Source organism: Candidatus Pedobacter colombiensis (genome assembly GCA_029202485.1).
GTDB classification, from domain to species: domain Bacteria; phylum Bacteroidota; class Bacteroidia; order Sphingobacteriales; family Sphingobacteriaceae; genus Pedobacter; species Pedobacter colombiensis.
This window is the reverse complement of sequence record CP119313.1, coordinates 1,765,709-1,778,695: the sequence shown is the minus strand read 5'-3', so window position 1 is coordinate 1,778,695 and position 12,987 is coordinate 1,765,709. Positions and strand designations below refer to the sequence as shown.

The 12,987-nt window shown below is 38.7% G+C and carries 8 protein-coding genes; 2 read left to right on the top strand and 6 right to left on the bottom strand.

Going from position 1 to position 12,987, the window contains the following annotated elements:
* Positions 1-130 precede the first annotated feature (130 nt).
* The gene (locus P0Y49_07505; GenBank protein ID WEK20983.1) at positions 131-715 is read left to right on the top strand and encodes a DUF4142 domain-containing protein; all 585 of its coding nucleotides are present in this window, start codon (positions 131-133) and stop codon (positions 713-715) included.
* Here P0Y49_07505 and ligD read toward each other — a convergent pair.
* Positions 707-3,205, bottom strand: coding sequence for a DNA ligase D (ligD, locus tag P0Y49_07500; protein WEK20982.1), 2,499 nt, complete (start codon positions 3,203-3,205; stop codon positions 707-709). The genes P0Y49_07505 and ligD overlap by 9 nt on opposite strands.
* A gap of 22 nt (positions 3,206-3,227) precedes the next feature.
* Positions 3,228-3,992, bottom strand: a complete 765-nt coding sequence (locus P0Y49_07495; GenBank protein WEK20981.1) for a Ku protein — start codon at positions 3,990-3,992, stop codon at positions 3,228-3,230.
* A 143-nt stretch (positions 3,993-4,135) separates the two neighbouring features.
* Here P0Y49_07495 and P0Y49_07490 point away from each other — a divergent pair, with 143 nt between their 5' ends.
* Positions 4,136-4,831: an ElyC/SanA/YdcF family protein gene (locus P0Y49_07490; GenBank protein WEK20980.1), complete on the top strand. Its 696-nt coding sequence runs from the start codon at positions 4,136-4,138 to the stop codon at positions 4,829-4,831.
* Between the two features lie 36 nt (positions 4,832-4,867).
* On the opposite strand, the gene P0Y49_07485 is transcribed toward P0Y49_07490, so the two are convergent.
* Genes P0Y49_07485 through P0Y49_07470 form a run of 4 tightly spaced genes read right to left on the bottom strand, consistent with a single transcriptional unit; the run spans position 4,868 to position 12,934 of the window.
* Positions 4,868-6,406: a glycosyl hydrolase family 28 protein gene (locus P0Y49_07485; GenBank protein WEK20979.1), complete on the bottom strand. Its 1,539-nt coding sequence runs from the start codon at positions 6,404-6,406 to the stop codon at positions 4,868-4,870.
* Between the two features lie 35 nt (positions 6,407-6,441).
* A complete protein-coding gene (locus P0Y49_07480; GenBank protein WEK20978.1) occupies positions 6,442-8,685 on the bottom strand; it encodes a hypothetical protein in 2,244 nt (747 codons plus the stop codon).
* 3 nt (positions 8,686-8,688) lie between these two features.
* Entirely contained in the window at positions 8,689-10,854 is a 2,166-nt protein-coding gene (locus tag P0Y49_07475) for an alpha-galactosidase (GenBank protein WEK20977.1), read from the bottom strand.
* Positions 10,855-10,870: 16 nt separating this feature from the next.
* Positions 10,871-12,934, bottom strand: coding sequence for a hypothetical protein (locus tag P0Y49_07470; GenBank protein WEK20976.1), 2,064 nt, complete (start codon positions 12,932-12,934; stop codon positions 10,871-10,873).
* Positions 12,935-12,987: the final 53 nt, after the last annotated feature.

Here is a 12,987-nt window from a genome sequence, read left to right as displayed (position 1 = left end):
TAATACAAATGTGAACACAAATAGATTTACCAATATTGGTTAATACTAACCGCGAGAAATGAAGTATACGCTAAAAACATTTTCATCTTTGAATTGTAGTTTAAAAAACCTAACCCTTAAAGCTTACATTATGGAAACAAAAAAATTACTAGCTGTAGCGATGCTCTCTTTTTTAATATTTCAAGCTTGCCATAGCCCTGAAAAAAGAGCAAAAAATAAGCAATCTCAAATGAAAGAATCTGCACTTAATGAAGCCACCATTCCTGATACTAGTGACTTTAACAGAGGAGCAAGCTTAACTGTTTTTATGAACGAAGCTGCCCTGGCAGGTATGATGGAAATAGAACTGGGAAAATTAGCGGAGCAAAAAGCGACTAACCGACAAATCATAAAATATGCAAAGCGAATGGTAAAAGACCATACTAAAATTGCTGAACGACTGAAAGTACTGGCCGATAGTAGAAAAATGCCTTTGCCTAGGGTACTCCCACAAGCTGATCTGGATCATATAGCAGAGCTGAAAAAGATGCCGGTAAATGAGTTTGAAAAACACTATATGGGTATGATGGTAAAAGATCATATCAAAGCATTAGATCTGTTTAAATCTGCAACAACTTCAGGTGATACGCCTCTTCAAAATTTCGCTATCAGCACGCTCCGTACAGTTGAAGAACACTATAACCTGGCTACCGATATAAACAATCATTTAAAATAGCTTTAAGGCCTTCTTAAGATCATTTTTAATCAACTTCATATCCTTCCATAAATCGCCTTTATCTTTTAACCGATCTGGCATATTGAAAATATGAAAATCCTGAACCTTTAAACCTATTTTAACTTCTTCCCATTTAAGAGGGGCAGATACCGTAGCACCCGGTTTTGGTCTGACCGAATAAGGTGCAGCGATCGTTTGCCCCCTGCTATTTTGTAGAAAATCAAGGTAAATACGACCCTCACGCTTAGATGGACTACGTTCCAGACTTGTTGTATCCGGATGCAGTTTATAAATAAGCTGTCCCAGGTAGTGAATAAACTCCCTTGTTATGTCATAGTTGTAATTTCCAGCAAGAGGAATAAATATATGCAAGCCTTTAGAACCTGAAGTTTTGATGAATGAAGAGATTTTTCTCTGATCCAGCAACTTTTTAGCAGTTAAGGCGACGGCGATCACTTCGTTAAAATCGATATCATGCGGATCAAGATCAAGAACCGCAAATAGTGGACTTTCAGGCACCTTATAAGTACTTAACCAAGGATTGATCTCGATGCAACCCAGATTAACCATCCACAATAAGGTAGCTTCATCATTACATATCAGATAATCAATATCCTTATCATTGCTATCCGAATGCATCGGGGCATATTTAATCCATGATGGAATTTTATCTATATCCAGATCTTTCTGAAAAAAACCAGGCTTTGTTATTCCATTCGGCTGCCTGTTAAGCGATAAGGGTTTATCTTTTAAGTGCGGTAAAATGTACGCTGCTACCTGTTGGTAATAATTAACAAGTTCGCCCTTGCTGATTTTTTCTTTTGGCCAGTATAACTTATCTAAGTTAGTTAGTTTTACTTTTTTACTGCCAAACTGCTCTTCTTTTTCAACAGCCATGTCATCTTTATTTTTATCATATTCGGGTGCTTCCTCCACCAACTCCCGTACAATATCCTTAGGGTCTTTATCTGTCCTTAGCCCTCTAAAAACCGGATGACGTAGATGACGGTCGGCTGTCCATTCGGCATAAGTAACTTCACAAACCAACTCTGGTCTAATCCAGGTAAAACTTTGCTCTTTATGCACGGCCTGTTTAACCAATTTCTGAGTAATTATCAGAGGCTGCATTTGCTCATATATAGTGTTTAAAGCTTTGTCATTGTACCCAGAACCACAATTACCAATATAGGTAAGTTCATCTCCATCATAGATCGCCAATGCCAATGCTCCAAAATATGTCCTTCCTCCCTCTGGTTTTGAATAACCAATAATGATCGCTTCCTGTGTAAGGCCCAGCTTAAACTTCTGCCAGGAATCAGTTCTTTTATTACTTAAATAATGGCTCAGACTATTTTTTGCTATGATCCCTTCCCAGCCTAACTTTTGAGCTTCTTTAAAAAGCATTTCTCCGGCACCAATACGATGGTCGTTATAAATGATTGATGGGTTTGCCAATCCTTGAATAAGTTTACTTAACAACTCCTTACGCTTAATCAATTCCATACCCCTGATGTCATGCCCATTTAATGATAAGAGATCAAAAACGTAGAATCTAAGCTGAAATCCTTCTTTTTTATCATCATAATCCTGCAATAGCTGGAAACTTGTTTTACCAGCCTTATCTAAGACTATAATTTCACCATCTATTACGGCATCAAGCTCCAAACCTTTTAATGCATTTACAATGGAGGGATATGTGGCACTAAAATCAATTCCATTTCTTGAAATTAACTTTGCCGCACCTTTTGCACTAACATAGGCCAGTGCACGGTATCCATCCAGCTTACGTTCGTAAATCCAATCTGGATCATCAAATATATGCTCAGATAATCTGGCTTGCATCGGTTGAAAATCCTCATCATTTTGTTTTTTGGAAATCTCTGAAGGGCTCTTGTGATTTATCGACTTCCCCTTTCCTGCACCTTTACTCTTTTTCTTAAAATCCAGTCCGATTTTTTTTACAGCTGCAGGCACCAGATCTTCAATATTGAACTTTCTTTTAACCGCATATTTATCATTGTGCTTGATGAGCAACCAGGCATTTTGATCCGAATTTTTAAGGCGTACCAGTACAAATTCTCCTTTCAGAATTTTACCATTGAGCCTAAACTTAAGATCCCCCTCATTTAACCCTTTCTTCAAATCCTTTTCGGTTCCCTTTTCAAGAGCCGAATAAGTGCCTTTATCAAAAATTGTAACTACACCACCGCCGTAATTTCCAGCAGGTATTTCGCCCTCAAAATTTCTATAATCGAAAGGATGATCTTCAACCATCATGGCCAGTCGCTTATCCCCGGGATTTAATGAAGGTCCTTTAGGCACTGCCCAACTTTTCAATACACCGTCCATTTCAAGTCTGAAATCATAGTGTAAATGGGAAGCATGATGACGTTGCACAACAAAACTCAGTTTTTTCCCTGTTGCTTTGCCAGCTGCAGGCTCTTTAGTTTGACTGAAATCCCTTTTCTGCTTGTATTTTTCTAAAGACATAATGAATAAGTTTAAAGCAAAGTCAAGCTCCTTTATTTAAGCTTTCCATTAATTGATCGTATAAATCTTCACTAACCGCTTTTTTGGGTTGAATCCTTTTAACTGTTGCACGCTTACCCTTGGCTTTAGCTTTAATAATCTTTAGGAGTTCATTGGCATAATCATTTTTAAAGGAATCAATATTAAAGGCACTCGTATATTGTTTAATTAAAGCAAGGCCTACCTCTAATTCTTTCGAGTTAATCGCAACCTCTTCTTTTAGTGCAACCTCTTTTGTATCCTTTATCTCTTCCTGAAACCGAATCTTTGTAATCACGATAATTCCATTCATTGGGTGTATCACGCATAAATTTTCAGTATTTCTTAAGACAAAACGGGCAACACCGGCCATTTTTGACTTCATCAACGCCTTCAGCAACAAAACATAGGCTCTTTTGCCCTGGGGTTCTGGTTGCGTATAGTATGAAGTTTCATAATAAATAGGATTAATTTCTGCTATATCTACAAAATTTTCGATCTCTATGATTTTCGTCTTTTCAGGCTTTACTTCTTCAAAATCATGGTCATCCAGCACAATATAACGGTCATTTAAAAAATAGCCCTTTACAATATGCTCGTATGGTACCTCCTTATGGGTTTTCTCATTCACCCTTTTGAACCTTATATTGGCATGATCCCGTTCGTCAAGCATATCCAGATCGAGATTGCTACTGTGCACTCCTGAGAATAATTTCACAGGAATATTTACCAGACCAAAGCCTATTGAACCATTCCATATTGATCTCATTTCTATTCAATTAAGGTAAAACAATTCAAAACCAGTGTACACTTTAAGAACAAACCGTCGGTAAAAAGGTTCCAAAAAAATATTTGCTTCTTGTTGTAGCAAATTGATGGCAGCTAGCGTTTATATAGAAATTACCCTTTTATATGTCAGAAGAATTACAGCGGGAAATTCTAAAAGTTCCTGCAAGCCCAGATATGGATATGGAGTTAATCTCAGCATTAACAAGCCTATGTTTTCAGGAAGAAAGTTTAGTTGCATCAGACATTCTCTTTGTATTCGGATCGAATGTTCAGCATCGGGAAATTGCGGATATTATTTCATACATGCTAAATAGAGAACTTGTGAACCAGGTCTTAATTACAGGAGGAATTGCCAACTACAATGGTTCCTTCTATAAAAAAGAAGCAGAATCAGAACAAATCAAGTCGCATATTCCATTAGAAAAATATACCGATAAAAAGATTTACATAGAAAACCGGTCCAGAAACATTATTGAGAATATCGTTGAAGCCAGAAAAATATTTTCCTTTGAAAACATCAACAGTATTACCTTTTTATCGCATTCATATGCCTCTACAAGGGCCTCTTTATCCCTAAAAAGGTTTTTTCCAGGAGTAAAGCTTCATTGCATTCCTTTGCCATTAACTACTGACATTGCAAAATACCCAATCAGCAGACAAATGTGGTCTAAAACAGTATATGGCCGTGATTTGGTATGGGGAGAGTATTTAAGATTGCAAACTTACGGTGGAAGAGGTGATTTTCCTATTGATGAGATCCGGGAGGAGTTGGATCATATTAAAAATCTGTCAGAGCAGAAGTCGTTATTTGTAGCATAACAGCTTCAAGAGCTGTCATGCTACCCGATAAGGCCATTAATTAACCATACCGGAAATTTTATTAGCCTTTAAGCTGATTGCCTTACTGTTTCCTTCAACAAGCACAAACTTCTTTGCGCTAACTTTACCGGTCACATCTTTAACCACAGCATTCTGCACATTTTCAAATCTGATGATAGATTCTGCGCCGGTAGTTTCGGGCAGCTTCCAGTCAGCGATTTCAACATCTATGCCATCTTCACACACCAATGCAGGTCTCAAATCATTGCTTCCTAAAGTAAATTTTACATTTTTAAGTTTCAAGCCTTTTACATGCCTTGCCCAAATTCCATAAGCCGGTACACAAGGTCCAAAAGTCTTTACCTCCGGATATTGATTTATAGCCTCTGGTACGGCCTGACGAGCATGCTCTGCCAATCCACCACCAGCTATACCAATTTCGATATTCTCCAATGTTAAGCCTGTAATGTAATGTCCTGGTATGCCTGTTATCAATATACCTGTCGGTGGCGTCAGTTGTGAATCTGTGGAAGCATTTGCCTTAACATTTCTAACCACGACATTTTCAAATGTACCAGTTGGCTGCTGTGTCTCCGTGTTTTTTCGGAATACACTCAATCTGGAACCTAGACGAAAAAGCATAGGTGTCCTTACATCGTCCATTGTAATGTCCGAAATTTCCACATTCCGTAAATTTGCCCCGTCAACAGTAAGTAGTTTTATCCCCCCATTTTTAGTGTCATAAATGTGGCAATTTGAAATTTTGACATTTTCGAAAGCAGCCATAGATTCGGTACCCATTTTAATGCCCGCTTGATTACTTTTAAGACGTAATCCGCTAACCACTATGTTTCTGCAGGCCATCTTACTGGATGTGGTTTTAAACACCAAAGCATCATCCCCACTTACAACATCACATCCTTTGATAATTACATCCTGGCAACCATCAATACCAATTCCATCATTATGAGCTACACCTACACTCTGTATCTTTACATTTTCAATATGAAGGTTTTTACTCTGAAAATAATGCGAAGTCCATGCTCCGGCATATTTTAATGTTACATCCTTTACGGTTACTCCATCACAACGAACAATACGGACCAAAAAAGGTCTCATACCCCAACGCTTCCCTTCTGGACGAGTATCGGTCAGTATATGCTTAGCTTTTATAGCTGCACCTTGTCCATCAATCGTTCCCGCACCTTCCAATCCAATATTTTTTGCATCAACGGCCACTAGGAGCGCCCAGCCTACATCAATGCCTAAACCTTCGGTAAAAGGATCCAGATTTTTGTAATCTTTCAAATCTATACTACCCAATAAAACTGAATTCTTTTCAAAATGCACAGTGATATTGTCTTTCAGTACAATTGTACCTGAAAGGAATTTTCCTTCCGGAAAGACCACTTTACCCCCACCTGATTTAGAACATTCATCGATAGCTTTTTGTATAGCCTCTGTATTTAAGGTAGTCCCATCTCCAACAGCTCCATATTTAAGAATGTTGAAATCAGCAGCTTTTACAAAATTTGTAAAAGCTGCAAGCATTAATAAACTAACCAGTAATTTCATTTTAATTGTTTGGATCATTATTTATTTCCTAATTGTCATTTCAATCCCCAGTAATTTTTGCCATCTGAATTTACTGCATCAAGTGTAAAATCAATCGGCTTCTTTCCTGCATACAAAACTGCTTCTTCTCCTGCCTTCAAATCAACTTTAACCACTCCATTTGCCTGTGGCGTAAGCTTAAACTGACGTTTACCTATGGCTTTTACAAAACCCTTTAAATCTGTTTTAACTAAGCAAGGAGCCCCTGCCAGACTTTTAACCCTTATAAACTCAGTTACCCCATTCCTCCTGCTTCCACTTACCAAAAAAGCCCCTTTTGCGCTCAAGTCGTAAAATGTAGCATCTTTCCAACTGTCCGGAACGGCAGGGAATGGTCTGATTATCCCATTCCAACTTTGTAAAAGCATCTCATTCATGGTCGTTACGGCCGAAAGTGGTGTTTCTATTACCGGTCCGGCTTCCATATACATCGTATTTGGTTTAATGCTGAATTTCCCCTTCATCATCTCATTCAGCAGCTGATGTGTTTTATTTCCATTGCCCATCATTGCATAAATAGAACCAGACCCCGTATAAGAATACCCTCTCCATGCGGCAGCATTATTTTCCCACTGGCTTAATGATCTTTTAATCAGATCCCGGTTTTCTAACTGATCCCAGTTTACATCATAGATTGGATAAACTTGCAGCAGGTGTGAATAATGGCGGTGAGAAATAGAGAAGTCAGCATCACGACCGATGCGATAGCCCAATTTATCCTGCGGATATGGAGTTAAATTGGTTAGGACCTCTTGCCATTTTGCTGCAAGTGGATCTTTTAAACCAAGTTCTTCATTAATGTATAGCAAAGTCTTTAAGCCCCAATGAAACAATGATAAGTCGTAATTTGCATCTCTTGTAATACCTTTTGGGTATTCAGGAGAATAAGTATAAGGAAGGTGGTATTTACCATCGCTTTCCTTATCCATAATATTCAAGTAATAATTAATGGATCTCGTTAATACAGGATAAAGATTTTTAATGATCCTTTTATCCATGGTATGTTCATAAGCCTGATAATAAACATGCAAGAGCCAGGTCAGGTTACCCAATTCCAGTGATGCAGCACTGTTTCCTGTGCTGTCATTACCCTTTAAAACCTTAATCCCCGAAGTCATTGTATAAGGCCCTGACCTCCCCAATGCGGCAGAATTATGCTGATAAGGCTGGGGCGCATTTTTAGACAAATTGTCAATATGATCATTAATCATCTTCATCAATGGGGCAACCAGCTCCACATGATTAGAACTAAAAAATGGATAATATGTGAGTTGAATATTTAAGTTCCACCAGTATTTAGGCCATGGGGTAGTTTTATACCACGGTCCCATTAAATCTATTGGATAAGCACCAATCCGGGTTGCAGAGGCCATTTTATATTGTTGAATCCACCAGAAGCTTTCCAAACGGGCATCCGGAACAGAAATAAAACTCTTTTGATAAAAATTAAGCCAGTGCGCTCTATGTGCAGCAGTAATTCCTGCCACAGTAGCAGGAGTAACTGAATTTAAAACTTGCTTTGCTAATTCCTTCGAACCATCCTTAGGATAGGTACTTGCAATAGTAATCAACAACGAATTGGTGTTCCCATTTTCAGTGTTCTTCCATGCAGTGGTATAGCTACCACCTGCAGCTAAAACCTGATGGTTATAATTGATCCCATTTTCCTTAAACATTCGATAAGGTGGATTAACCGGATATTTTGAAGCACTATCACGCCCCAAAGCCAAAAATGGACTTAAAGCCAATTCCGGCTTCCAACGCCAGGTAACTAATTTTTCGTTTTGTTCTGTACGTGTATTTAAAATTATTACATCCTTCGTTGCTGCCACGAGTCCGCTAAAATGAATCAATCCCTTATCGGTAGTAATCGTTCCGGATAATTCGGCATGAAGTAAATCCAGGCGCAGTTTGACATTTTTAATAGTCCCCTTTACTTCCATCAAAAATCTCCCAATAGGTAGCCTGCATCTTCCAATAGATGCATTAATTCCCTCCACATGCTCCACCACATCCGTTCTGCCAAGATCAAACCTTAAGGTATTTGCATCCTCACGGTATACCATCACACCTAGTAAACCATTGCCCAAAAAAGCCCCCTCCTCCCATTTGGTAGATAAGGAGTCAAAAATTAAGTCATTACGGGACATAAAACTGTCCCAGTTTATTTTATTTTGGATTTGTGCATAGGTCTGCTGAAAAAGACCTGACAGCAACAACAAGATTACAATTCGTTTCATAGTTTATTTTTCTGCAACAAGTTCAAATACCGCACTGGTTAAAGGTGCTATTTTACCAGCCGAAAGGTTCAATCCTACTTTCATCAGGTAATCACCACTGTAAACTTTTCCATCCTCCGCCTGAGTAGATTTAGTATCAGGCAAAAGATTAATTTCTTGTATTTTATACCTTTTCATCGGATCAAGTCCTTGTAAAAGCACCTTACCCATATATTCTTTACGCCTAAAATTAAGCAGGTAGTTAAAAAGCACGGCCTTGTTTTTGTCGCGATCTGCGTACATCAAAACAGCTCTATTCTCTTCATATGGAGAAACCAGGCGGTACAAATCACCAAACCAGATGACATCACTGATTCCTTTATAGGTTTTGACAGCCTGATTGCTGAATTTAATCTCTTGATCCGTAAGATTTTTAACACGTATATCATAACCCATTTTCCCCATCATTGCTACATCGGTACGGAACTTCAAAGATTGCTTTCCCATTGAGGTTACATGACTGGAAACAGTTAAAGCCGGGAAAAAGTTAAGGTATCCCCATTGTATAAATACACGTTCCATACCATCAGTATTGTCACTAGGCCAGAACTCTGTAAAGTACTTTAAACCTCCATAATCAACCCTTCCGCCACCACCGGCACAGAGCATAATAGGTAAGTGTGGGTGTTTCTCCCTTAAACGCTTTAAAACATCAAATAAGGCTCTGTTATAATCGATAAACAAATTGCCTTGGTTTTCTTTTAAAAATGGAGAGTAGGTATTGGTCAGCATTCGGTTACAATCCCATTTGATAAAAGCAATACCCGGATTCTTGGTTACCAGATCATTTACCATATCATATATAAAATCCTGAACTTTAGGATTTACCAGATCAAGAACCAATTGATTGCGCGAATAGGCCTCTTCCCTATTTGGCAATTTCAATATCCATTCCGGGTGTTTTTCATATAATTCGCTTTTAGGACTTATCATTTCCGGTTCCAGCCAAATTCCAAACTTCAAATGCTTTTTGTTAGCTTCACTAACCAGGTAGCCGATTCCACTAGGCAGTTTTTTCTTGTCAACCTGCCAATCGCCTAACGCTGTTTTATCCGCATCCCTTGGATATTTATTACCAAACCAGCCATCATCCAATAAAAACAGGTCTACTCCCAATTTATTCGCTCCATCAAACAACTCAACCAATACGTCCTGGTTAAAGTCCATATGTGTGGCTTCCCAATTGTTTAAAAGTGTTAATCTTGGCTTATTACCATCTAATACGCCATAATTTCTGGCCCAGCGATGTAAGTTTCTGCTGGCCTCACCCTTACCATTTTTGGTGTAAGTAAATATAAATGCAGGGGTCTCAAAGGTCTTTCCGGGTTGTAATTTATACTCAGAAGCATAAGGATTCATACCAGTAATCATCCGCAACGAGTTTTGCTGATCAATTTCAAAGGAACATTGGAAATTACCAGACCAGGCCAATGTACCAGCAATTAATTCGCCACTATTTTCATCAGATGGCTTATTCAAAGAAAGAAAAAAACAAGGTGAGCGGTACATTTGTGCCCTGGTACCTAACTTACTATCCAGTATTTTTATCCCCGGGGTCAGTTGACTTTCCTTCATCCTCATCTCTGTCATATAATCACCGTCAAACTGGCTCAACCAGTATTTCGAAGCATCAAAATGCAGCATTGAAGAAGCATAATTGGTTAATGTAACCGGTTTTTTCTCATTATGCTTTATTTCTGTCCACTCTTTAATAATGTCTTCATTATAATAAGCTGAAAAGTGTAATACCACCTCTACCGGATACTGTGGATCCTTTAATGTGATAGAAGTGGTGGTTACATTGTTGTCCTCCTTGTTAGTCTTCTGACCTGCATACTTTAAATCCAGTGAAGGGTTACCGTCACTGTGTACCATACGGATAGCTGGCTCAAAAAGATCAGCCATACCTGCTCCGATATACGCTTCCTTACGTGTAGATTGCAAAAAATGCTGGTCTGCAGGATTGATAAGCCTTTGTCCCAGATAACTTTGATACAACTTTTGGGCGGAGGAGATGGTAAAAATAAGTGTGGTGTTTTTAGTTTCAACAACGATCTGTTTTTCTTGTTGCGCATTGACATCCCTGCCAATGGCAAAAAATAAAAGAAAGCAGGCTATATATTTAGTCATGTTTAATTGGTTTCTATTATAGTTTAATCAGTTGAGTTGCATTCTCTTTAATTTGATATTTGTAATCTTTACCGCCCTTTTTAATGGTTACCAATAAATTACCCTTGCCGGCACGAGCAACCTCCAGATCAAATACATTCCCAAAAGAATGAATATTCCTTAAAGCCATATTATTCCAGTCTTTAGGTAACCTTGGAGCACATTCAAAACTGTTGAAACCAACAGGGCGCATACCAAACAATCCTTCTGTAAAGATGCGGCAATACAAACCGCTTTCAGCCGATAGATGACGTTGATTACCTTCAGGATAAGCCTCTACCGCATAAGGGACATGATCTCCCAGCAACCTCCGCCTCGAATAGTATTTGATAAAATCTATTGCTTTTTCAGTTTCTCCGGCTTGCAACACCCCTCTTAATGCATAAAGCGTCGATCTGTCCCAGAAAGTTTCCTTTCCCGCCTGTGTAGCCAGCCCATCCATAGTCCATAATCTTCGCGAGAACAAGGCATCAATGGTGCCTTGTTTTCGATCAAAAATCCCCATAGTTAAAGGCAAACAGATCCATGCACGCAATACATCATTACCTTCGTAATACTTATAGGTTTCAAAGCCTTCTACATTGCCACCGAAATACTTTTCTATGTTTGCTTTTAATGCATCAGCCTCTTTGCGGTAAGTATCAGTCTGACTTCCAGGTTTATTTAATGCCCGCCCAAGTAATGTTGCTGAACGTAATGCATCATAGTATAAAGTATTAGTAGACAAGTTAGCCTTACCTGCTGGGAAACGTCCTTCCAATTCATCTTTATCAGAAGTCACAACCCCCTCTGAATTTAATTTACGTTTACTATACTCTAAACACCATTCAATTAAAGGCCATAGTTTACGCGCCGAATCTATATTGCCATTGGCCAATGCATAGCGAGAAGCACCATAAGCAATCATAGCCTGATCTCCCCGATCTCCGGCACCTTTCCAGACCGCATCGCCTTCAGCTACAATAGAACTTGGGATCGCTTTGTAATCAGGATTCATATACTTTGCAAACCATGCATATGCATTCATTGCTGAAAGATTACCTTTCTTATCACCCGAAAAAGCAAAATAAGGATTGATGTATTCCGCCTGATCATTGGCCCATATAGCTGCATAATAAGCCAGACCACCGGGGCCATGCATATAACCGCCTTTTGTTTTATAAATACTTTCAGTAGCTCGAAGCTTAGCAAAATCGAAGGTTGTATTTAATACCCGATCCGGAGTTTCCAATTTTAAAGGGGCCTCAATCTCGTCAATTCTAGCTATTCTTTTTTGCTCTTCTACATCAGGGTTAATTACCGGTAACTGATCAGGATGGTCTGTAGCCAGGTAATAAACAGCAAAGGTTGCCGACTTTCCAGGTTTTAAGATCTTGCTTCCATCACCTATGGTTCCCATTATTACACTATGCGACTGCACCTTGCTCCTTGAAGGATCTGTCCTTACCTCGCGCCTCAAATATTCCATTGTAATAGGAAGATCCGCATCAGATACATTGGTAAAGACAAATTTTTCAATAGCCATAGGCTGATCAACTGAGGGATAAAAGCTCCGCTCCATGGTACACAAAACAGGTTCTCCTATTTCTGCGTTTACACGCATGATACCTTTATGGTTTATATTTTTAATATCATAGCCTATACTCCCCTTTTTATTGCTTTTAGCACTGGAAAAATCAAACAATTTGTTGCTGATATAAAATCGGGGAAGTTCAACGTCCTGAAATGAATAGCTAATATGTGTTCTGGTTCCATCTGGTAACATGCGAAAAGTAGGAAATACCAGTGTTCTGCTAATTTTAGATCTTTTAAGGTTATCCAATCCATATTCAACCCATATTGCCACCTTTTCTCCCGACATTTCAATATCATCTGTATGCGGTACAGTGTTGTTAATCTCCCAGGTAATACTTCCATTGGGCTGGATAGCCCATCTATCAGTCTGCTTTAGCAATGTCCCTCCCTGTTGTCCATAGCATAAGGCCTGACTAAGACAAACAGCAGAAGCAATAATAATTGTTCTGGTAAAAAAAATCCTCATATTATTAACCGGGTTTCAAATTGGCTAGTGCAATTTGAAGATTTTCAATAGCT

Excerpts from the sequence above, each read along its gene's own strand:
- P0Y49_07505 (WEK20983.1), top strand. The coding sequence starts at position 131 with ATGGAAACAAAAAAATTACTAGCTGTAGCGATGCTCTCTTTTTTAATA.
- ligD (WEK20982.1), bottom strand. The coding sequence starts at position 3,205 with ATGTCTTTAGAAAAATACAAGCAGAAAAGGGATTTCAGTCAAACTAAA.
- P0Y49_07495 (WEK20981.1), bottom strand. The coding sequence starts at position 3,992 with ATGAGATCAATATGGAATGGTTCAATAGGCTTTGGTCTGGTAAATATT.
- P0Y49_07490 (WEK20980.1), top strand. The coding sequence starts at position 4,136 with ATGTCAGAAGAATTACAGCGGGAAATTCTAAAAGTTCCTGCAAGCCCA.
- P0Y49_07485 (WEK20979.1), bottom strand. The coding sequence starts at position 6,406 with ATGAAATTACTGGTTAGTTTATTAATGCTTGCAGCTTTTACAAATTTT.
- P0Y49_07480 (WEK20978.1), bottom strand. The coding sequence starts at position 8,685 with ATGAAACGAATTGTAATCTTGTTGTTGCTGTCAGGTCTTTTTCAGCAG.
- P0Y49_07475 (WEK20977.1), bottom strand. The coding sequence starts at position 10,854 with ATGACTAAATATATAGCCTGCTTTCTTTTATTTTTTGCCATTGGCAGG.
- P0Y49_07470 (WEK20976.1), bottom strand. The coding sequence starts at position 12,934 with ATGAGGATTTTTTTTACCAGAACAATTATTATTGCTTCTGCTGTTTGT.